We start from the raw sequence: 22680 nt of genomic DNA on the forward strand, positions 1-22680 counted from the left end.
GTATCGACCTCCGGGTTATTTCTTTTTCCATTTTCCGCTTGCATCCTGAATGAACCATCCTGAGGGGGCACGCTTTTGCCATACTTCGGCGAATATGTTCTTTACCTTGCCGATTTCACTGCCGGGAATGTTCATTGATGCCGCAACTTCGGTATAAAGCTGTTCACGGGTGTCGTTGTCCTGAGCAATAAGGCGGCGGAGTTTGGCTGTATCTTTGATATTAAGTCCGTCCTTGCTGACAATTTCAAGAAAACCTTCGTTGTTAATGCCGACGTTGCCGGAATTATAGTAAGGGAGCAGAGCCTGATGGTTTTTAGCAATACTTGCCTTCAGGCCACGGATTGCTGAATTTGACTGGTTCAGACTTTCGAGATCTGATTCTGTGACGGGCCCGGCATGGGCGTTAGCGGGGGTTAAGAAAGCCAGAAATGTTTCAAGGGATGACTGGTCATCTTTGTTTTGTCCGTTGCCAGTGTCCGTTCCGTAAACATCCTCGACTATGTCTTCAGCCGCTTTTTCAACTTTTGCCGCCGGAAAGTAGATGTTTACAGTTACGCAGGCCACAAAAGACAGTAAGGATAAAAAGGTTATTACCTGTGCTGTTTTTTTCAACATGTTAAGCTCCTGTATATTATGTAATTATTAATTTCCAATAACCCGTTTAAGTCTTTTCAGCATATCCGAGAAGCTGATCAGGTTTTCAGGGTTGCTATTGACTACATTTATTCCGAAGAGGGGAGGTCTTTTTATTATGTACTCGATTCCTTCCTCTCTTATCAAGCCTCGAATTTTAAAGATATCATTATCCAGTCTGCATTCAAGGCCCAGTTCGGAGTAACCGAATTCCTTAAAAAACTGAGAGAAGACTCCCACTCCTGCTCCAGTCAGTCCTGAGCCGGTCCCGATAACTGAGAGTGTGTTAACGGCCTTCAGGCTTATATTTCTGTCAGAGTCTGAATCAGGTGTCGTGACCGCCCGCAGATAGAAGCCTGCCGGCTGGTTGTAAGCTATGACCAGGTCGGTCAGGTCCAGGTCCATGTGCCCGGTTATGAGTCCTATATCAAGCGCTTTACTCAAAGGGACGAGATCAAGGTGGCGAATTTTGAAGTCCGCTCCGTATTGCCGGGAATCTTCGAAAAGATTTTCGGCATAGATTTCAGAAATGACCATTTGCCCGCCGTAAACCTGGCCCTGCAAGCTTCCAGTGGTTGAAAGATGGTTCATAAGAAGCCAGAATTCCAGATCGCCGTTCATCTTGCCTTCAACCGGTAATGCCGCTGGGGATAGTGGCAGAAGGTCTATTTCCTCTGCGTTAAGTTTGCCGTGAAAGACAAATTCTTCACTGAAAGGATTCTTTATAGACATGTCATCAAGCTCTATCTGTCCGCCTTGAAGCCCGATTGCAGGTATTTTCCCGAAGCTTATCTCGTTGGATGATATAGTTACCGGAAAAGTGAGTCGCTTGATTTCAACCGGACCTGAACGGAGTTCCTCCATTTCAACAAAACCCTGTTCCGGATTTTGAAGTCCGGGACTCGTCTCCGGCTGAAAGTTCTTATTCAGTTTTATTGCGAAGGGGAGTCTGGAATTAAGACTTGAGAGACTCAGCAGGTCGGAATTGAAATCGGCTTTGTTAACAGTGGCTGTTCCGGTCAGAATCATCCCGTCGGTTACAGATTTAACTTTGCAGTTAATTTCTGTCTGTCCATTGGCTGAAACCCCATCAAGAGAGAAAGGATCGACGGCGAACAACCTAAAAGGGGCCTTTAGGTCATCAATATTCAAGTCAGCATTGAGATTAAATTCGGGAATGGTGAGAACATTCTTAATTTTACCTTCGGCATGCAGTTTTCCGATTTTTCGCCAATCCATCTGGATAAAACCTTCAACGTGTTCGCTTTCCACTGGGAGAGTCGATTCTATCAGGATATTCAGTGGGTGGCCTGAGAAATCCATATAAAAGGTATCGTATAAGCTTTCTCCTTTTTCAATGCTTACCCGACCTTTTACCCGGGATAAATCAGCGGGAAATGTTGCATTCAGTGAGCCTTTGATGCTGTCCAGTAAGACAGAACCGTCCGGTGAAGCCGCGCTTACTTTGTCGAAGACCAGCTCCGTTGATATCTCAGGATTATTGGTGAGGGACTTTGCAGTAATGTTCACTGAGAAATTGCCTTCTTTGTCCCATCTATTGAAATTTTCGAGAAAATCCGAGGCTATTTTTTGCAGCAAGGGTAGCGGGTTGTTTATATTTAATGCAAGGAAGCCGTTTTCATTGACTGAGTATTCAAGAGAGCCGTTGATCTGTGGAAAATCGTCAATGATTAGATTGAGTCCATCAATACTGACTGATTCGGAGTCCAGATCAATAATCCCTTTCCCATTGATTGTAATATTTGGGTTTGTAATTCCCAGATCCGGAATGTTGATTTCAAGCCTGCTTATCCTGATCTCTAAGTTATTGAAATATAACTTTCCGTCACCGAGGGTGAACACCGTGCTGAGGCTGACAGGCCCTGTTTTGACAGGGCTCTTTTTACTTAAATATTCTCCCGTGAATCTGAATGATGTGTTTTTAAGATGGGAAATTTTTCCTTTGAGCAACCCTGCAGAATCTGCTTCAGGAAGGTCAACTGCAAATTGCCAGTCCATGCTGAATCTTTCCTGTGCGGCGCGGGCAGGGGCGCTGCATAAAGAGCACAACGAGAAAACCATGAAAGTAAAAATCAGCACGGAACGAATTTTCATTTGCAAAATATACACCTGCTCTCTGAGAATAAAAAGCAAAAAGACCGCAGTATCATAACAGATATTGCGGTCTTGAATTGTAGATTCTGGTTTTGTTCCTGGTGTTCGCCAGCCGGGCATTAGTGAGCTTTACTGAAGTCCGGTTTTTAGCCGTCACCAAGATAAGGGTTGAAATATCCGAAGCCGATCCAGGGGCATTCATTCTTTATCCGTTTGCGGAAATTGACGAAACCCATTCCGGGACCGAATTCATATGGCTCCATAAGCTCCATATAAAGGTCCGGATCAATATTCAGGTTGCGCAGCTGAATAAAATCGAGCTTGCACTCCTTGGCTACATCGGTGATGGCACTGACTTCGAATTCAGTGTCGCTGATGCCGGGAAAGTAGAGATAGTTAAGGGAAACATGCAGCCCAAGTTCCTTTGCTTTATAAATAGTGGCTACCACATCATCAAATTTGTATCCCTTTGGGCGGTAGTAGGCATTGTAAACTGGTTCCCGTAGTGAATTAAGGCTGACTCTGATTGAGTTTAGCCCTGCCTCGGCAAGGGGTTCCATGGACTCGGTTATAGAACCGTTGGTGTTGATGTTTACAGTCCCTTTTCCACCTTCAGAGCGGTATTTGCGGATGGCTTCGGTAAGCAGAACATGCTCTGTGAGCGGTTCACCTTCGCAGCCCTGACCGAAGGAAAAAATCGGTTTGCGTTCTCGCTTGGCGTGGTAGTGCATGATATCGGTTATTTCATCCGCGGTGGGGGTGAACTTGATGCGTTCCTGTGTGGACGGAAATCCCGAATCTTCAGGTTGTTCGGAAATGCATCCGATACAGCGGGCGTTGCATGTCCGCGCCGTGGGCAGCGGGGCTTCAAACCTTCCCAGAGCGAGGTTTTTAGCTGCCGGGCAGCCGTAGGTCAGAGCGCATCCGGCAAGGTGTCTCACAAGTCGGTTTTCAGGCATTTCCTTCATAAGGAGCTGGGCCCCGGAGTCGATCTTTTTACGCGGAATTTTAGTAAAGACCTGACGTTTGTCTTCATCAACTACTTTGGCGGTGATCCAGAATCTTCCGTTGGCATACCCTACAGCTCCGTATGCGAACATAGGTAGAACGGGAGCGTCTTCCGAATTAGAGTATGCTGCCAGACCGGTGAGAGTATGACCGGGGCAGGCGAATGCTGCAACAGCGACACCATCCACTTCCTCCACTTCCCCGGTTTCGGAATTAAGACCGATTGGGTAGCGTCCCGGCAGCAGGAAAAATTCGCTGTCCGGAGGCAGGGGGATATATTCTTCAGGTCTAGGCTGGGCAAGTTCATCACCGCGCCGACACATCATCTCAAGTTCGGGGTGGTCGTATATCTGTCCGTCCTTGTCTGCATAGACGAGCAGCGGACGGGGTTTCTTTTTGGCTGCCATTATGTTCAGTCCTGTTTGTAATTAAGGCTTCGGGATTGTTGTGATGAGGGTTGTGCCTTTTTCTGCCGAAGTTGTAAATGTAATATCTCCGCCGGAGGCTCTGGCTATCAGTCTTGCGCTGTAGGTTCCAAGTCCGGTTCCATTCTTTTTGCCGTATGTTGCATAACGGTCGAAAAAATTATTGCGGATTGATTCGGGGATTTCACCGAAGTTATGGATTTCAGTGAGGATATTTTGGTCTTCTTCGCAGATTCTGATTGTTATGGGAGAATTTTCAGGAGCAGCCTCAGCTGCATTTTTCAATAAATTTGAAAACATGGTAATAATCAGGGCTGCTTCGCCGAAGCAGACGATGGAGCACTCTTCCTGAATGGGTTCACCGTCGTGAATGGTTTTTATTTCAAGATTCTTATCCTGAATTAACTGGCTGAGATCTCCCACGGCCGCGCTGATAGCAGTGTAGAGGTTGAATGGATAGGAATCCGCCTTTAGAGATCCTGTTTCGAGTCTGATCAGGGTCAATGAAGTGTCAATCTGGCGAATCATCCGTTCACTGGTTTTGCGGAGGCTTTCGGCTACGGGCTGATATTCGGCATTCAAACCGGCATCGGTTTCCAGCATCCTCGCCATGCCTACAATCGTGGCTGTTGGTGAGCGAAGATCATGCCTGGTGATACGTTCCATTTCTTCTCTGAACTGCATCTGCTGGCGCTGAGCGGTTGCGTCAATTGCCAATAGCATGAAAACAGAGGGAGCTACCTGTTCTATGGTAAGGTCCCAGTATCTGTCATAAGCCGGAACAGCTTTGAGGGAGTGAATCCTGTAGGCTTCGATGTCCGAGAAAAGGTTGGCGCTGACTTCATCCGAAAGTGCGGGGATAAAGGGAATTTCGCTGCAAAGGTCTACTTCACCCAGCTGGTCCCGGGCAGCTTTGTTTGCGAAAATGATATTCTGGCTCTGCTGATGGAGAAGCAATGCCGGAAAAGGAAGGCTTTGCAGGATAAGGTCATACAATTGAGCATCAGCTTTATTTTTTTTTCTTGAATCAACCTGTTTTCTAAATTCTTCAATGAGCCTCAGAAATTTTTTTTTGGATGACGAAACTGGAAGGAAAGATATGTTCTGAAATTCAATTATGTCTTCAAATGAATCCGGATTTTTAGTGTCGATGAGAAAAAGAGCATCTGCTTCTGGATTTACCTCACGTATGCTGCTGAAAATATGATGAACATCCGGCCCCGGAGCAAATATGAGCATATCCGGCAGCTTGCTGGCGTAGGTAAATAGAGCTTCATGAGGGGATCCTGTGCCGTCAATCACATGTCCGGCACCCTTGAGTTCGGAGATGCTTTCAGTGATTAAAGAGTGTTCTCCTGCTATCAGAATTTTCATTTCGACCTATCTGTTTCTGGTGAATAATACAGGGGCCTAGGGGCTTTCGACAGATTTAGTTGGCAACATGCGAGGGATCATGCGGTTCTGGGAAGTTGGAAAAAACCGTTAGCCCATCTTGTTGCATCATAATAGCACTTTGAGACTGTAACCGGATTAAGCTCAAGTTCTTCAATTACCAGTTCCAGATTATCCCACTCTCCATTTTCAAAAAATGCGACCAGTTCAAGATAGCGGTTGTACAAGTTATCCTCGCCGCAAAGAGCTGCACATATTTCGTCTTCAAGGGGAAGATATTTGGTCAATTTATTTATCGGCATGTCGAACATGGTTCCCAGAAGAGAAAAAAGACCAAGCAGAAACATGGCTTCGGGGTCCAGTCCCTTTTTTGAATTGGAAGTGACCATGTGGAGAAATCTGGCCCGTTGTATTGCCATCTGCGGTAGTTCCAGGCTTTTATCTTTGGGTGTAAGGTCGGTAAGAAGTATCACCCTCAGCCAGTTGCGCAGCATTTTCCAGCCGGCAAGCACTATGGCCTGTTTGATTGAACTGATTTTCTGGTGAAACCCGAAGGTCGGAGAATTGAGAAGGGTCAGAAGCCTATAGCTTATGGATACATCATGCTGCAGGGCTTCCGCCAGAGCGTCAAAATCAGGATTAGGAGATTCAATAAGCTTGAGAAGTTTAAGTTTGACTGTTTCTCCGGAGCGCAGCTTACGTCCTTTGATGTTTTCAGGGCGTTTGAAATAAAATCCCTGAAAAAAATTAAATCCCATCTTCTGAGCCATTGTGAATTGGCCCATGTTTTCAACCCGCTTGGCGATCAGTTTAGTGTTCCACTCCTTGCAGAGCTTGCATGCCTTTTCAAGCATCTGTTCGCTGGCGGAAAGAATGTCCACAATAATTGCGTCAGCAAACGCAATGAGAAATTCTCCCTGTGGACGGCCTTCAAAATCATCGATGGCAATGAAGTATCCGTCTTCCGAAAGCTCTTTGAGAGCGCTTACAAGATTCGGGGTGGGCGGAGTTGTCTCAGGGATCTGGACTACTGTTTTGTTTGCAGGAAGGGAATAGGGAACTTTTTCTATGATGGATTTATGCGAGAAATTTACAACAATTTTAACATTGTCAGGGACATCTTTCCCCGGTGCAGCACACAGGTCGGCAGCTACATTGAGTGTAGCTTTATAGCCGTCTGATATCCTGGCGGATGTTGCTTCGCTGCTGTCACGGAAAAGAAGCTCATAACCCCAGACTGTATGGTCGGGCATGAGTATGGGTTGGCGCGCAAAGAAAAATTTATCGTAAAGCTGTTCTTTTCGGGGTGCCATTTGAGTTTCTTTTGTCTTTTTTAAATGTGCCTGTGTTGGACTAGGAATATATTTTTTTTATTTGAATTGCCAGCAGTTAATTGAAAGAAAAAAGAAACAGGCGGTACCGCTGAATGCGGAACCGCCTGTTTTGGAATGCGATCTGGTTCGCAGTAAGCTTAACGCTTGGAGTACTGGAACTTTGCACGTGCGCCGGGCTGACCGTATTTTTTACGCTCTTTCTTACGAGCGTCACGGGTCAGGAGACCAGCACGTTTGAGGATAGGACGAAGCTCAGGATCAAGTTCAATGAGAGCGCGGGAAATACCGTGTCTCACTGCCTGTGCCTGTCCTGCTACACCGCCGCCGTCAGCGTTGACTTTGATGTCGAACTTGCCGAGGGTTTTGGTGAGTTTGAGGGGCTGCTGTACAATCATCTGCAGAGTCTTACGGGGAAAGTAATCTTCGTAAGGCTTGCCGTTAACGGTGATTGCGCCGCTACCCTGATAGATGCGGGTGCGTGCAACAGCATTTTTTCTTCTGCCGGTAGCGTAGTTGAAATCAGTGCTCATAATATTGCTCCACCCTTAATTAAAATTCCATGGTCTTGGGCTGCTGTGCAGTATGGGGATGATCAGTGCCAGCGTAAACTTTAAGCTTCTTGATCATCTGTCTGCCAAGGCGGTTCTTGGGCAGCATGCCTTTAACAGCAGTTTCGATAACTACTTCAGGCTTTTTCTCCAGCATAACCTTGAGGGTTCTGGACTTCAGACCACCGGGGTGGTTGGTGTGCTTGTAGTAGTTTTTCTTGTTCAGCTTGTCGCCGGTAACCTTGATTTTGTCTGCGTTAAGCACGACGACGAAATCGCCAGCGTCAACATGAGGAGTGAACATTGCTTTGTCCTTACCTCTGAGTTTGTTGGCGATCTGGGTTGCCAGGCGTCCAAGTACCATATTTTCTGCATCGACCACGTACCATTCACGTGCGATGTCTTCTTCCTTGGGAATATATGTTTTCATTAGAAATGCTCCTTACGTGAAATCTGGGAAGGGGACTTATACATGCCGTGACCTTAGAATGTCAAGTCTAATTTCCACCTTTTCCAGACCTAGGATTCTGCAACAATCTTCTTGAGTGTTGCGAATGCTTTTTCGATTCCACCGGGGTTGGTACCTCCGGCTTGAGCCATGTCGGGACGGCCACCACCGCCTCCGCCCACCTCTGCCGCAACGGGTTTGATCAGATCACCGGCCTTGAATCTATCGTGCAAGTCCTTGGTCACGGCGACGATCAGGGAAACTTTTGCGTCATCAACCTTTGCGGCCAGACAGAAGATACCGGAATCCATTTTGGATTTGAGGGCATCGGCCTGATCACGTAGGGCTTTGACATTGGTAACTTCGAGCTTGGCTGCAAGTACGTTGACCCCGCCAATCTCTTCCGCGGAACTCATGAGATCCGCTCCTGCACCGGAAGCCAATTTTGACTGAAGCTTGTCATTGGCCCGGGTCAGTTCCTTTACCTGGGCCTGAAGTGCCGCGATTCTATCGGCCACCTGCCCGGGTGCAGCTTTGAGCATAGCGGAAGATTTGGATAATTCTTCGCGTTGCTCCTGCAGAAATTTAAGTGAATTCCAACCGGTCGCGGCTTCTATGCGGCGGATTCCCGCTGCAACACCGGATTCGGAGAGAATTACAAATGTACCGGCTTCACCGGTAGCCTTGAGGTGGGTTCCACCGCAAAGTTCCATGGATTCGCCTTCAATTTCAACAACTCTGACTGTGTCTCCGTACTTTTCTCCGAACAGAGCTGTCGCGCCTTTCTCAGCAGCTTCATCGTTGCTCATTTCTTCGGCTGCCACTGTAGTGTCTGTCAGTATAGCACGGTTCACCTCATTTTCAACCTCGGCTATCTCATCTGTAGTCATGGCTGCAATGTGAGTGAAGTCAAAGCGCAGTCTGTCCGGACCAACCAGTGACCCTGACTGCTTTACGTGGTCTCCCAGAACTTTTCTGAGTGCAGCATGGAGCAGGTGGGTAACGGTGTGGTTCCGCTCTGTTGCTGTTCTGGATGCTGGGTCGACCTCAAGTTTGGCTTCCTGTTCAATGAGCAGTTCGCCTTCGCTTACGAAAATTTTACTTGCAGTGAGTTCCGGTGAAGCCTTTACGGTTTCCAGAACTTCGGCATTACCGGTCATAGTGCCTACCGCTCCGATATCTCCCATCTGTCCGCCGGACTCGCCGTAGAAAGGAGTTGCTGCGGTAATGATCCATCCGCCGCTGCCCTGAGTCATACGTTCAAGGTGTTCTCCTTCTTCGGAAAGGAGATTGATGATTCTGGACTCTGTAGTCAGCTCGCTGTAGCCGGTGAAGCTGTTTTTCAGTCCGGCTTCGAGAACCTGACGGAATATTGCGCCTGAGTTCTTTTCTCCGGAACCTTTCCAGGCGGCTTTGGCCCGGTCTTTCTGTTCCTTCATGGCGGCGTTGAAGCCTGGTTCATCAACGGTGAAATCCTGCTTCTCTGCAACATCATTGATGATATCAAGGGGAAAACCGTAAGTGTCGTAAAGTTTGAAGGCTGTTTCGCCGGAAATTATATTCTTTCCCGCTTTTTTCAGCTCTTCCATCTCGTCTTCAAGGATTATCAGGCCCTTATCAAGGGTCTGGCTGAAGCGTTCTTCCTCTTCCTTGACCATGCGCGCCATGAAGTCCTTGTTGTCTCCCAGTTCAGGGAACTGGCTGCTCATCTGCTCTACAACCATGCGTGTAGTTTCGTGCAGGAAAGGATCGGTAAGACCTATCAGGCGTCCAAAACGGAATGCCCTGCGGATCAGACGGCGCAGAACGTAGCCGCGACCTTCGTTGGAGGGCAGGATCTGATCGGTGATCAGGAATGCGATGGAGCGGGAGTGGTCCGCAATAACTTGCAGAGCAGTATCGATTTCTCCATCTTCCTTGTATTTGACTCCGGCTTTTTCGGCCACGGCGTTGATCATGGGCTGGAAAAGATCTGTTTCGAAGTTGGACTGCACGCCCTGACATACCGCGGCAATCCTCTCAAGTCCCATCCCGGTGTCGATTGAGGGGCGGGGGAGGGGAACACGGTTGCCTTCTTCGTCCTGATCGTACTGCATGAATACGAGGTTCCAGATCTCAAGATAGCGGTCACAGTCGCATTTACCGATGCCGCAGTCCGGGCCGCAGCTCATGTCTTCGCCCTGGTCAATATGCACTTCGGAGCAGGGGCCGCAGGGACCTGTGTCACCCATGGACCAGAAGTTGTCTTTCTCGCCGAGGCGGTAGATGCGTTCAGCGGGGAAGTTTACAGCTTTCTGCCAGAGTTCATCCGCTTCATCATCATCTGTGTAAATAGTAACGTAAAGTTTCTCTTTGGGCAGCTTCAGTTCTTCAGTGAGGAATTCCCAGCAGAATTTGATGGCGTCTTCTTTGAAGTAGTCGCCGAATGAGAAGTTTCCGAGCATTTCAAAGAAGGTATGGTGGCGTGCGGTACGACCCACGTTTTCAAGGTCGTTGTGCTTTCCGCCTACGCGAAGGCACTTCTGGGAAGTTGTTGCGCGAACATAGTCCCTTTTTTCCTGACCAAGGAAGGTCTTTTTAAACTGAACCATTCCCGCGTTGGTGAAAAGCAGGGTTGGGTCGTCTTTAGGAATCAGGGAAGAGCTCTCCACAATGGTGTGCCCTTTACCTTCGAAATACTTGAGGAATCTTTCTCTGATCTCACTGGCCTTCATTAGCTGTCTCCATTGTCGATTAAATATAATAAGTAGTACAACATCAGACTGTGCAATAGGGACTAAAAAATCTTCATCTGTGTAGTTCTACCGTTCAAGGCGGCGAATCCCTGATAATAGTTTTGGGGTTCCTTAAACCCTTTTCCCAAAAGAGTTTAAGGCTCCCGGCAGGGTCGCCAAAGGCAAATATATATAGGGTCCGTCCGTTGGGACAGACCCTTTAATTCTTAAATCTGGGCCAAAAGGCTTTACTCTGACTCGGCCTCAACGTCAACCTTCTCCTCAGTCTCTTCCTTGACTCCGAGGTGTACCAGAAGCTTGTCTTCAATCTGTTGACGCAGTTCCGGGGTTTCAATCAGAAACTGGCGTACGTTTTCTTTGCCCTGCCCAAGGCGTTCAGCTCCGAAGGCATACCAGGCGCCGGATTTGTCTACAATACCGTGCTCTACGCCGAGATCAAGCAGTTCTCCTTCGCGGGACATGCCTGTTCCATAAAGGATGTCAACCAGAGCTTCCCGGAAAGGCGGAGCTACCTTATTCTTGATTATCTTGACTCTTGTTCTGGAGCCGAAAACTTCGTCCTTGTCTTTTAAGGTCTGGATTCTACGGATGTCCAGACGGACTGAGGAGTAGAATTTCAGTGCATTACCGCCTGAAGTTGTTTCAGGACTTCCATACCCAGTCATGCCTATCTTCATACGAATCTGGTTGATGAAGATCACAACCGCATTGGATTTATGGATGGTTCCAGTGAGTTTCCTAAGGGCATGGGACATGAGTCTAGCCTGCCCGCCCACCTGGGTTTCACCCATGTTTCCTTCAAGTTCCGCCTGCGGGATAAGTGCTGCAACGGAGTCGATAATTACAATATCAACGGCACCGGAACGAACAAGCAGATCGGTGATTTCAAGAGCCTGTTCACCGTAGTCCGGCTGGGAGATGAGAAGTTCATCGGTGTTTACACCCAGCCTTTTGGCATATTTCACATCCAGTGCATGCTCGGCGTCAACAAAGGCGGCGGTTCCGCCCTGCTTCTGGCATTCAGCGATCACGTGCAGGGCCAGTGTTGTTTTACCTGAAGATTCCGGGCCGTAGACTTCCGTGATGCGGCCTTTGGGGATTCCGCCGATACCCAGAGCCATGTCAAGGCTGATGGAACCGGTAGGAATTACGGGAATTTGCTGTGCTGCATCGGAATCAAGGCGCATGATGGAGCCTTTACCGAATTTGCGTTCAATGGTGGTCAGCGCAGTACTAAGGGCCGCTTTGCGGAGCTCTTCTGGATTTGCGGATTTTCTGCTCATTTTATCTCCATTTATGTTGGACGGTTCATCGTTTCTGTATTTCCTGTTTATTGTCACATGAGCAGGAGCCTTGCGGCGGGAATACGGTGAACGTCCTCGGGCCTGCAGACATCACTGGATATTTTGTTTTTAAAGCCTGCAGGCAACTGTTCCCAATATCAAACACCTATAAATAAGGCAATCCTATACTTTCTCCAAAAGAAGGTATGCTGTTTGATGCTTATCTTATGTATATTCAGAAGTTTATGGTGTCATTTTCAGAACTGTCCACTGTGAAAATCCTGAAATATCCTGAAAGTGTCAGTTGTATTTTGTGTAAATATGTTTTCAGTGTATTTTTAAAGCGGGAAAGCCGTCCGGATTTTGTTGCGGTTTATGGAAAATGAAGGTACAGCCGCCCCATGAACAAGAAGTATGACGCTTTGGCCCTTTTTTCAGGGGGCCTTGATAGTATATTGGCATGTAAAGTAATTCAGGATCAGGGACTCAAGGTCCTGGGGCTCCATTTTGTCACGCCCTTTTTCGGCAATCCTGAGAAGATATCACATTGGGAAGAAATTTACGGTGTTGAAATTGAGACTGTGGACATCAGTGAAAAATACATCCAGATGATGCTTGATGTTCCCGAGCACGGTATGGGCAAACTGGTCAATCCCTGCGTGGACTGTAAAATTATGATGATCAGTCACGCCAAGACCTTTCTGGATAAGTATGGTGCCAAGTTCATCATATCCGGTGAAATTACCGGCCAGAGGCCCATGTCCCAGCGTCCTCCCGCGTTGAACGCCATCAAAAACAGCTCTGATTCCGCGGATGTTTTGCTGCGCCCGCTGTGCGCGCATTCCCAGCCTGTCACTCCAATGGAGGAATCCGGACTGGTTGACCGCGAAAAACTGCCTAATATTTTTGGACGAGGTAGAAAGATACAGCTGCAGATGGCCAAAGAATACGGATTCAGTGAAATCCCTACTCCGGCTGGTGGTTGCAAACTCACTGAGCAGGAGAATGCCGCACGATTTTACCCTTTGCTACGCAGGTTGAAGCATGCTGATGTTAATTCCTTTTATCTGGCTACGACCGGACGTCAGTTCTGGTACGGCAATAAAATGCTGGTGGTTGGAAGAAACCGCAATGACAACGACCGGATCGAGGATTTATTTGAAGCCGAGGACTATATGTTTGAAGTGCGGGGATTTCCCGGACCTTTGAGTATAGGACGTGGCTTTTGTGGTGAGGGCTGGGGTAAGGACGAAATACTTGAAGCCGCAGCCATGACCGCCTCTTTCTCTCCCAAGGCAGTGAAGTCGGGAGAAGAGGTTCATGTTTCCGTGATCGGACCTGAAGGCGAGATGATTGTGAAGGTCATGCCTGAGCGTGAAGCCGGTTTTGTCCGTCCCACTCTTGACGGTCTAAAGGAATGGAAAATTAAGCGGGCGGAAAATAAAGGTTCAGCGGATTCGTAGTAGTCGTATATTCTTTAATGGCCTGACAATTTTCTAAAAAGCTTCAGAGTATAATTGCGGTGAAGCCTTTGATTCTATGTAGAATAATGCCTCTGCGTGAAATTTCTTGAGCGCAGGGGCTTTTTTAGAGCTTTGACTAGTGATATTTTCAGACAGTGTGTCAGGTCTTTTCGGAATCAGAATAGAGCTGGTATGCTGAATCTGATAACTGTAACACTATATAAAAGGATTCAGCGGATTGGACTGTTTTCAATCTGTTTTACGGTTACTAATTGGACAAAAAAGCGTTTTGCGCATTTTCTCCCGGATTCATTGACTCCGGGGTTAAATTGGAAGAGGTGACATGTTAACTAATATCGTTTTTTTTGTGTTGAGTATTTTTCTGCTTTGGTTCGGTGCGGACTGGATTGTTGAATCTGCATCCAAGGTTGCTAAAAAATACAAAGTCTCCGATCTGGTGATCGGGTTGACTATTGTCGCATTCGGTACTTCCGCGCCGGAATTTCTGGTTACAGCCACTGCGGCGTTCAAAGGACTTTCGGATATCTCTCTTTCAAATGTCGTGGGCTCCAACATATTCAATCTCGGTTTCATACTCGGCCTTATGGCCCTGATTAAACCCCTGCCTACCAACCGTTCACTGGCCTTGCGCGATACTCCGCTGCTGCTGTTGACCACGGCCCTTATTCTGGGGTTGGCTCACTTCAACATGTTGGACAGAAGTGCCGGTATAATGCTGCTCGCAATCCTAGGCGGGTATATTGGATATCTGCTTATCCACAGCAAGCGCGCTGCCAACGTCATGGCCGGAATCATGCCGGAGGTTGAAGAGCACGAGGATACCGAAGTTACAGTCAAAACATGGCTGCAGTTGCTTGCCGGTTTTGCCGGTATTGCTCTGGGTGGCGAATTCATGGTTGATTCAGCATCCGAGATTGCCCGTCATTTCGGTGTCTCTAATTGGGTTATCGGCATGACTATCGTTGCTGCGGGAACATCGCTGCCTGAGCTTGTCACATGTCTTGCCGCATCCCTTAAAGGGCGTAACGAGATGCTTCTGGGTAACCTGATCGGAAGTGATTTCTTCAACTTTGCCGGTGTCCTCGGACTTACCTGTCTGCTGCGCCCTCTGGAGGTCACTCCTGAAGCAATGCCCGGATTGACTGTCCTTGTCGGTATGGTCGCGCTGGTTCTGCTTTTTATCCGGACCGGGTGGAAGGTTTCCCGCTGGGAAGGAGCGGTTTTGATCTGCCTGAGTCTGGGGCGTTGGTGGTTTGATTTTACCGGATAGAAAACAGTCTTGTTTGTAAACGTTTGATCTTACTTGCCTTGTGAAATACAGCGGTCTCAATTGGGGCCTCCCGCATATTATGCTGGAGGCCTCTTTTAATTTATATGTATGTGATGTGGTCAGAATTGTGTCGTAACTTGTCCTGAGACCGGAATAACCATGAAAAGGGGACTTGAGCTTTGCTTTTGTAAAGCCGCTTATGCTCCGGTTGTTCAGGGTAGTCCCTTGTTTAAGCGACTATGAGACCTTTTTCAGGAAGCAGTTTCCGGAGAACATAATGCCGGTGGTAGGATGCTGCCTGAAAAAACTGGTAGATAGAGGTGTCTTTCGCAGGAAGTGAGGACTCATCACCATGCATTAATGATTTCTCCTTGAGCCAGTCGATCCCCTTGTAAGCGGGGAAGCTTTCTTTGCGACTGAGAAGACTGCCCGATTCAACAGCGTTTACCCATTGCAGAGACCGTGCTTTTTGGGTCGGAACAGGATCACCGGAATTGGAACCGAAGCGAAGTATCGCTTCCACTTTATCTCTGATTTCATCGAATTCTATAAAATCTCCATTGCTGATCTCAGTTCTTGAATCAGCGTATCTTTTGAACATTTGATGTAGTTTTTCGCAGGCAGCAAGAAAAGTTGCCGGATTATCTCTTATTTCACTTTTGCGCTCAGGATCTTCATATATGAATTGCCATGTCAGATATGGACGGTCTGGATAAGTGCATGCTGAACCGTGCCCCAGCGCGCCGGACAGAGTTTCCGCAAACCATGATTTTATGTTTTCAATCCATCCTGATTCATCAGCATATTTTCTTATGAACTCCCTTTCCCTTTTTTTCAGATAGTCTTTTGTCTGTGAAGGAAGCGCTATTTTTGCTTCAAGATCAAAGCTATCGTTCACGATTTTATTATAGCGTGAACTGGCTCCGCTGAAACCATAATGGGAGTATGTATCAGCAAGAACATGGGCGGCAATCCCGATTAATTCATCAGAAAAGTTATCTTCATGCCGGGAAAGGTGATTATTGACCATCTCTTCGGCAGTGCTGCTGTCCCGCCTACAGACCAGTCTTTCCGTGAACTTGATTTTGTCCGCGGGAGTGGCTGTGTCATCCCCTGTACATCCGGGCAGGAAGTGAAAAGGAACCCATACAAAACGCTGGTCTTCCCGGTCTAGATTTCTGATGTGAACCGCGTGGTGTGCTGTCGGTCGGGAGTGCAGAGCTCCTCCGTCTTTGAACTCAACTGATCTTTTGGCTGCATTGTCATCTACAAATTGAGCGGCTGTAGCTATATTCTGTGCAACTTCCTTTCTGATCCCTGCGGCGCGGGCCATGGCGTATGTCCCGTAATAGTGCATATCTTTCTGCATGATTTTTCCTCCTGTGCTTAGTGGGTAAATAATTGGCGGGTGCGTTTCAGAAGTCAAGTAAAGAAGTGATAAAAAGAATACTTCCGGTGAAGGAGAAATCATACCAGCTCAGTGCGTCATAGCTTATTATAATTTCTCGATATTTTGTCTTATCTATCGTATAAGAGGGTGTGGGTGTCAAATAGGCAGAAAAGGAGAAGTAATGTCACAGAGTTCAAGTAGAGCTTTCAGCCATCCAAAACCGTTCTATCTTCTGTTTTCGGTGGAGATGTGGGAGCGGTTCGGATATTACGGAATGCAGGCCCTTCTGGTACTGTTTATGGTCAAGAAACTGGGATTCAGCGATGAGCTTGCAGACCAGACTTTCAGTGCGTTTGCCGCGCTTGTGTATGCCTTTATATGCGCGGGAGGATACGTGGGGGACAAAGTTCTGGGCAACCGCAGGACCATGCTGCTGGGAGCGTTTGTTCTTGCCACCGGGTATGCGTTGTTAGGTTTTGACTGTGAAAGGTTTCTGTACCCGGCGCTCGGGATTATCATTGCGGGTAATGGCCTTTTCAAAGCCAATCCTTCCGCCCTTGTCTCCAAGCTTTACGAAAAAGGCGACTCCCGGATGGATGGAGCGTTTACACTCTATTACATGGCGATAAATATAGGTTCCTTTGCGGCCATGTCCCTGTGTCCGGTCATTCAGGAACATTATGGCTGGAATGCGGGTTTTTCCGCCTGTTTTTTCGGAATGCTGATCGCAATCGTCAATTATATCGTTTTCCGATCAACTCTGGAACCGGTCGGATCTGAAGCAGATTTTAAACCTCTTTCAATAACCAAATTGCTGCTGACTCTACTCGGAACTGCTCTGGTTGCTACAGTTTCAGCAATACTGCTGACCCATCTGACCCTTGCCCATGAAATTCTCTATGGCGCACTTGTGGTTGTTGCTGTGCTCTACGTCCGGGAGATTGTCCGGGCCGAAGATCGCGAGCGGGCAAACCTTATAATCTGTCTTGTCCTGATGGCCGAAGCTATTGTGTTCTTTGCCCTTTATCAGCAGATGCCGACTTCTCTCAATTTGTTTGCAACGAGAAATGTTCACCCCGCTATTTTCGGTATTCCGGTCGAGCCTGCATCTTTTCAGGCCCTGAATCCATTTTGGGTGATGGCATTGAGTCCTTTTCTTGCTATGATTTATGCAAAACTTGATGCAAGGGGTAAAGATTTTTCGCTGCCGGGAAAGTTCGCTCTCGGCATGCTGATGTGCTGCGCTGCATTCATGGTTTTGGGTCTTGTTGCCAGATATCAGGCTGATTCAAATGGATATATTTCCGGCAACTGGCTGGTCCTGAGCTATGGATTTCAGAGTCTAGGTGAGCTTCTGGTCAGTGGTCTCGGGCTGGCTATGGTTGCCCGTTTGACCCCTGAGCGGTCCATGGGATTCATGATGGGGGCTTGGTTCATGTTTCAGTCCGTGGCGATGGTGTTGGGCGGTGAGATAGCAACAATGGCGAGTGTGCCACAGCACGGTATAACCGCGCTTCAGTCTCTGGACATTTATGATGACCTTTTCCTCAAAATCGGTGTGGCTACCGGAGCCATAGGATTGGTCATGACCGCTTTTGTACCGGTGCTTAAAAAGCACATCAGGGAGTAATGCGGGGTACAATACCCCGCACGAAATCGACCTAAATCCCTTGCCACCTTCAAGGAAGATGTCTATCTATACTGGGAAAGTATATTTAAAATTATGCAGGGCGATGCGCCCGTTGATTGTAGCTGAAAAAAATCTCGGAGGTAATGAATTATGAGTAGACTAGGTGCAGCCGGATCCGTAAGCGCGAGACCGGAAGTCCTTAACGCTTTTATGCGTGGTATTTACAGTTGGATGAGTGCTGGATTGCTCGCAACTGCGGCAGTGGCCTGGGTAACCCTCTCCACTCCTGCTATTCTGAACCTTGTTCTGGCTCCTAATCCCGAGACCGGAACAATTGCGCCCACCATGCTTTTCTGGGGTGCTCTCATAGGTGAAATCGGTCTGGTATTCTACCTGAGCATGCGTATCAACAAACTGTCATCCAGTGCTGCAACCGGGCTCTTCATGGGTTACAGTGCGCTGAACGGATTGACTCTGTCCACCATCCTGATCGCATACACTGCAGCGTCCATTTTCCAGACTTTTCTTGTTACCGCTGGAATGTTCGGAGCCATGTCCCTCTACGGGCTGACTACACGCCGTGATCTGACCGGTATGGGCGCGTTCATGACGATGGGCCTGTTCGGTATTATTATTGCCATGGTCGTCAACTTTTTTATGCAGAGTTCCGCACTGACCTTCGCCATTTCCATTCTGGGCGTGTTCATTTTTGCGGGATTGACTGCTTATGATTCCCAGAAGCTCAAGGATATGGGAGAGTACATCCCAGCTGATGATGCGACCGCAGTAAGACGCGGTACTATTCTCGGTGCACTGACACTGTATCTTGACTTCATCAACATGTTCATCTTCCTGCTGCGTCTGATGGGTAACCGCGAGTAGTCACAGTAAGATTGCTGATTTACAGGCACGTGCAAACCATTTAGGGTTTGCACGTGCTTTTTTGTTGTTCATCCCCTTGGTAATTTCCACTTTATTTATCGTTTTTTATAGTGGGATACGGCGGCAGGCAGTTGAGATAGTTAAGCAGTAAAGTTGTTTCTTAAACGAGAGTATGCAGATGGCTTCTTTGTCCGAATTGCAGAAAATTTTAAGCCCGGTTCTGACTCCTTTGTCCCGGGGCTATGCAAAAGTAATGTCCTGCCGGGCAGGAAAATATGTCCGTGGGGGCTATGAACAGTTTCGGCCCGGATGTCCATGCATTTCCGTTGGGAATATCGGTTCGGGGGGAAGCGGTAAGACTCCTTTGGCGGACTGGCTGCTCCACTGGGCTGAAAAGTGTGGACTTTCCGTGGTGCTTTTGACCCGCGGATATGGTGCCAAGCCATCTGAACTGCCATATCTGGTAGGCCCGCAAAGCCCTGTTGCTGAGGCTGGGGACGAGCCGCTTATGCTTGCAAGAGGGAATCCGGCCGCGAAAGTGGTTGTTGACCCGGTAAGAAAGCGTTCGGGGGCATGGGCCCAGAAGCGTTTTAGCCCGGATCTTGTTTTGCTGGATGACGGATTTCAGCATATGGCGGTGCAGAGGGATCTGGATTTTGTCCTGCTCACTCCTGATGATTTTACCGAGGGCTGGAATAAGGTTATTCCCCGTGGTTCATGGCGTGAGGGCGTTGATGCTTTGAATCGTGCCGATGTCTTTTTTGTGAAGAGCACTCCAAACGCTTTCAGATCCATGAGCGGACTGATAAAAGAGAAGCTGGTTGCTTTCGGCAGGCCGGTATTTCAGTTTTCTCTTGAAGCAAAGGGATTGAGGTTGCTCGGTGGGAGCGACAGAAAGGGGTTCGGAAGAGGTGGATATCTTCTTTTTTCTGGAATCGGAAAGCCGGATATGCTTTTAGCCGATGCAACGGAATATATGGGGCGTGAGCCCGAAGACTTTATGATTTTCAAGGATCATCATGCTTACACCGGGCATGATATTGATAAAATTCGCAGCAGGGCGGTTGTATTGGGGGCCGAAAGAATTATCTGTACCCCGAAAGATGCTGTAAAGCTGAACGGGCTTGGTTGTGAAGATTTTTATGTTATTGATCTGGAAGTGGAATTTACCGAAGCAATATTTTTTGATGATAGGGAAGCCCTGCCGTTTGACAAGTGGTGGAATGAAGAATTGTTGAAACAGGCATTTTTAAATAACTTGGGATGAGTTGTAACAATAGTGAATAGATAAGATCGACATCGCCAGAGCCTTATATTTCGGGATATAAAAAATCTTATAAGTCTTTTGAAAGAAAGTGCGAGGGCTGATTAGACCGCCTGATGCGGCCTCAGATGTCATAATACATAAAACGACTTAAATCACATTCGAACAGGAATTAAAAAGTGGGAAAAAAGAAACACAGTAAGAATCCCGGTATGATAAAGCCTTACGAGGCAATGAATATTTTTAAAGCCAGCAAGAAACCTCTTTCTTCCGCTGAAGTTGCAAAACGTCTTGGGCTGACCAAGCGTCACCGCAAGTTTGTCAAAGATCTGCTGCGCGGTCTGGTTCGTGAAGGAAAAATTATTAAAATAGGAAGTTCATACGGACTGCTTTCCAAGATGAACATGGTAACCGGTAAGCTTCAGGTTCAGCGCTCCGGAGCTGCCTTTTTGCTGCCTGATGACAAAAACCTCAAGGATATCTTCATTTTTCACAAAAACCTTCGGGACGCATGGCATGGCGACCGGGTCACTGTTGCCATAACCAGTGAAAGCCGTGGCAATAAAAGACAGGAAGGCCGGGTCGTGAGCGTGCTTGAACGCGGCAGGCAGGTCTTTCCGGTAAGGGTTGTCAGACCCATGGGTGGCAGTGCTCTGCTTTGCCACCCTACAGACCCGCGTCTTGATCTTGGAATTGTGGTTGAGCCTAACATGGGAGTTGAAGCTGATCCGGTGCTGGATGACAATGGAAAGGAAGTTTATCCGGCAGAATCCATTGATACAGAGTTTGATTTCACCCGTATTGAGCGCGGAGATATCCTGCTGGTGGCTCCCGGAGAGCAGATAAATCCGAATCTTTGGGAAGGACGTATCCTCAAATACCTTGGAGTGGAAGATGATGCTCTGGTTCAGGAAGCTGTTGTAAAGGCCAATCACGGAATCCCCACTGCTTTTCCCGCCAAAGTGGTTGCACAGGCCGAGGCCCTGCCTGATGTGCCAGATGAGGAAGATTTCGCGGATCGCGAGGACATGCGGGAAATTCCGTTTGTTACTATCGACGGCGAGACTGCCAAGGATTTTGATGATGCTGTCCATGTTGAGCGAAATGGTGACGGCTATCGGTTGAGGGTGGCCATTGCGGATGTCAGTCATTATGTTGCCATGGAATCCCCGCTTGACCGGGAGGCTTTGCAACGGGGTAATTCGTATTATTTTCCCAAGTCCGTGGAGCCTATGTTTCCCGAGGAACTCAGTAACGGCCTTTGCAGCCTTAATCCTGATGTCCCGCGTCTGGCAATGACCGCGACAATAGAATTCGATTCTGCCGGGGAGCCTCAGAAGTCTTCCTTTTCCGCTGCGGTAATCAAAAGCCATGCCCGACTTACCTATGAACAGGTCCATAAAGGGATTCTTCTTAACGAGGATGAAGAGCGGGAGAAGCTGGGTGATCTGGTTCCGATGCTCAAGCTGGCGGAGGAACTGGCCCTGAAAATAAATAAACGCCGCAAAGGGCGTGGAAGCCTTGAATTTGATCTTCCCGAACCGGAAATAATGTTCAACCTGCAGGGAAAGACTGTAGATATCAGGCCCCGATGCCGCAATTTTGCTCACCAGATTATTGAAGAGTTCATGATTGCCGCCAACGAGGCTGTAGCAGAATTTCTTACCGAGAAAAATATGGGGTGCCTCTACAGAGTCCATCCCGGACCGGACCCGGATAAGCTTACTGCACTTTTCAAGGTACTGCGGAAAATGGGAGTGAGTAAACAGATCCCAGAAACAGTGACGCCTCAATCCCTGCAGGAAGTTCTGAATGAATCAGAAGGCACTGATCAGGAGTTTCTGGTCAGCAGGATGATGATCCGCTCGATGAAGCAGGCGAAGTATGAACCTGAAAATGAGGGGCACTTCGGACTTGCATCAAAATGTTACTGCCATTTCACTTCGCCGATCAGGCGCTACGCCGACCTTGTGGTTCACCGTATGCTTAAGGTTGCTCTGGGTGATCAGCATCAGGCTATTCCGGGACAGAAACAGCTGGGCAGGATCGGCAGCTCCATCAGTGGCAAAGAACGTGTCGCCATGGAAGCCGAGCGCGAAATACTCAAACGCCTGACAATTATTTTCCTGAAGGATAAGGTCGGAGAGGATTTTACCGGTGTTATTTCCTCAATGGCGGATTTTGGAATCTGGGTAGAGTTTCAGGAAGTCATGGCTGAAGGAATGCTTCGTCTTTCAAGGCTTGATGACGACTATTACACTTTCTGGTCTGACAGGCAGTTGATTGTAGGGGAGCGAACCGGAAAGGCTTTCCGTCTTGGTCAGAGGATAACCGTGAGGCTTGAATCAGTAAGTCTGGAATTACTGGATGCTGACCTTTCTCTTGTTGAAGGTGGCGAGGATTATAAAAAGTTTGTTTAGCTGACTGCTACTTTTTCAATGAACCTGGCTATTTTGCAGAACAGGGTGAGAGCGCAGACTTTTTCATCTATTTCACATTGATAGATGTCTTCAGCTTCAGCTATTGAGTTCAGGGCTTCATAAACCTGAACCAATGTTTCTGGGCTGATTCTGCCGCAAAGCTCCTGTATCATCTGCTTGAGTTCAGCTGGGGCATCGTCAAGTAGTGTCAGTTGAACACCCGCATCTCCGAAATCGAAGTCAAAGTACTCTGCGTACTCGGCTGCCAGATTTTTAACCGCAATATCATTACTCATTGAAAGCTCCAGCGTGAAATCTCTTAACTATTGATATACGTTACTACAAACATAGCCATTTTAAAAGCACTCTCTGATTACAAAATGGTTGCGATATCAAATGGATTTAGTTAAGTGTAAGTG

The 22680-nt window shown here is 47.8% G+C and carries 17 protein-coding genes; 6 read left to right on the forward strand and 11 right to left on the reverse strand.

The features are described 5' to 3' along the window. Positions 1-15: 15 nt before the first annotated feature. The 9 genes from ACZ5PW_RS06215 to recA form a co-directional block, all read right to left on the reverse strand. Positions 16-615: a DUF1318 domain-containing protein gene (locus ACZ5PW_RS06215; protein WP_464558986.1), complete on the reverse strand. Its 600-nt coding sequence runs from the start codon at positions 613-615 to the stop codon at positions 16-18. 27 nt (positions 616-642) lie between these two features. Then, positions 643-2748: a hypothetical protein gene (locus tag ACZ5PW_RS06220; protein WP_464558988.1), complete on the reverse strand. Its 2106-nt coding sequence runs from the start codon at positions 2746-2748 to the stop codon at positions 643-645. 146 nt (positions 2749-2894) lie between these two features. Then, a complete protein-coding gene (locus tag ACZ5PW_RS06225) occupies positions 2895-4163 on the reverse strand; it encodes a radical SAM family protein (protein WP_464558990.1) in 1269 nt (422 codons plus the stop codon). Positions 4164-4184: 21 nt separating this feature from the next. Continuing rightward, the gene (locus ACZ5PW_RS06230) at positions 4185-5555 is read right to left on the reverse strand and encodes a sensor histidine kinase (protein ID WP_464558992.1); all 1371 of its coding nucleotides are present in this window, start codon (positions 5553-5555) and stop codon (positions 4185-4187) included. Between the two features lie 77 nt (positions 5556-5632). After that, positions 5633-6886 (reverse strand): EAL and HDOD domain-containing protein, encoded by a 1254-nt coding sequence (locus ACZ5PW_RS06235; protein ID WP_464558994.1) that lies wholly within the window; start codon positions 6884-6886, stop codon positions 5633-5635. Positions 6887-7044: 158 nt separating this feature from the next. Further along, positions 7045-7437 (reverse strand): 30S ribosomal protein S9, encoded by a 393-nt coding sequence (rpsI, locus tag ACZ5PW_RS06240; protein WP_464558996.1) that lies wholly within the window; start codon positions 7435-7437, stop codon positions 7045-7047. 19 nt (positions 7438-7456) lie between these two features. After that, a complete protein-coding gene (gene rplM, locus ACZ5PW_RS06245; protein WP_464558998.1) occupies positions 7457-7885 on the reverse strand; it encodes a 50S ribosomal protein L13 in 429 nt (142 codons plus the stop codon). 89 nt (positions 7886-7974) lie between these two features. Next, positions 7975-10617 (reverse strand): alanine--tRNA ligase, encoded by a 2643-nt coding sequence (gene alaS / locus ACZ5PW_RS06250; protein ID WP_464559000.1) that lies wholly within the window; start codon positions 10615-10617, stop codon positions 7975-7977. Positions 10618-10865: 248 nt separating this feature from the next. Next, on the reverse strand, positions 10866-11921 hold the full coding sequence (gene recA / locus ACZ5PW_RS06255) for a recombinase RecA (protein ID WP_464559002.1): 1056 nt from the start codon (positions 11919-11921) through the stop codon (positions 10866-10868). Between the two features lie 401 nt (positions 11922-12322). Between recA and ACZ5PW_RS06260 the strand changes: the two genes are divergently transcribed. Further along, a complete protein-coding gene (locus tag ACZ5PW_RS06260) occupies positions 12323-13384 on the forward strand; it encodes a tRNA(5-methylaminomethyl-2-thiouridylate) methyltransferase (protein ID WP_464559004.1) in 1062 nt (353 codons plus the stop codon). A gap of 343 nt (positions 13385-13727) precedes the next feature. After that, on the forward strand, positions 13728-14675 hold the full coding sequence (locus ACZ5PW_RS06265) for a calcium/sodium antiporter (protein WP_464559006.1): 948 nt from the start codon (positions 13728-13730) through the stop codon (positions 14673-14675). Between the two features lie 229 nt (positions 14676-14904). Here the strand turns inward: ACZ5PW_RS06265 and ACZ5PW_RS06270 are convergent, their stop codons facing one another. Then, the gene (locus ACZ5PW_RS06270) at positions 14905-16044 is read right to left on the reverse strand and encodes a DUF6765 family protein (protein ID WP_464559008.1); all 1140 of its coding nucleotides are present in this window, start codon (positions 16042-16044) and stop codon (positions 14905-14907) included. A gap of 202 nt (positions 16045-16246) precedes the next feature. Between ACZ5PW_RS06270 and ACZ5PW_RS06275 the strand changes: the two genes are divergently transcribed. The 4 genes from ACZ5PW_RS06275 (at position 16247) to rnr (ending at position 22261) form a co-directional block, all read left to right on the forward strand. After that, positions 16247-17695, forward strand: a complete 1449-nt coding sequence (locus ACZ5PW_RS06275; protein ID WP_464559010.1) for an oligopeptide:H+ symporter — start codon at positions 16247-16249, stop codon at positions 17693-17695. A gap of 150 nt (positions 17696-17845) precedes the next feature. After that, positions 17846-18577, forward strand: coding sequence for a Bax inhibitor-1/YccA family protein (locus ACZ5PW_RS06280; protein ID WP_464559012.1), 732 nt, complete (start codon positions 17846-17848; stop codon positions 18575-18577). Between the two features lie 178 nt (positions 18578-18755). Continuing rightward, positions 18756-19844 carry a tetraacyldisaccharide 4'-kinase gene (gene lpxK / locus ACZ5PW_RS06285; protein ID WP_464559014.1) on the forward strand — a complete coding sequence of 363 codons (1089 nt, stop codon included), beginning with the start codon at positions 18756-18758 and terminating at the stop codon, positions 19842-19844. A gap of 176 nt (positions 19845-20020) precedes the next feature. Then, on the forward strand, positions 20021-22261 hold the full coding sequence (gene rnr / locus ACZ5PW_RS06290; RefSeq protein WP_464559016.1) for a ribonuclease R: 2241 nt from the start codon (positions 20021-20023) through the stop codon (positions 22259-22261). Here rnr and ACZ5PW_RS06295 read toward each other — a convergent pair. Beyond that, a complete protein-coding gene (locus tag ACZ5PW_RS06295) occupies positions 22258-22557 on the reverse strand; it encodes a hypothetical protein (RefSeq protein ID WP_464559018.1) in 300 nt (99 codons plus the stop codon). The genes rnr and ACZ5PW_RS06295 overlap by 4 nt on opposite strands. Positions 22558-22680 lie beyond the last annotated feature (123 nt).

The sequence above is a fragment of the Maridesulfovibrio salinus genome (assembly GCF_055394525.1).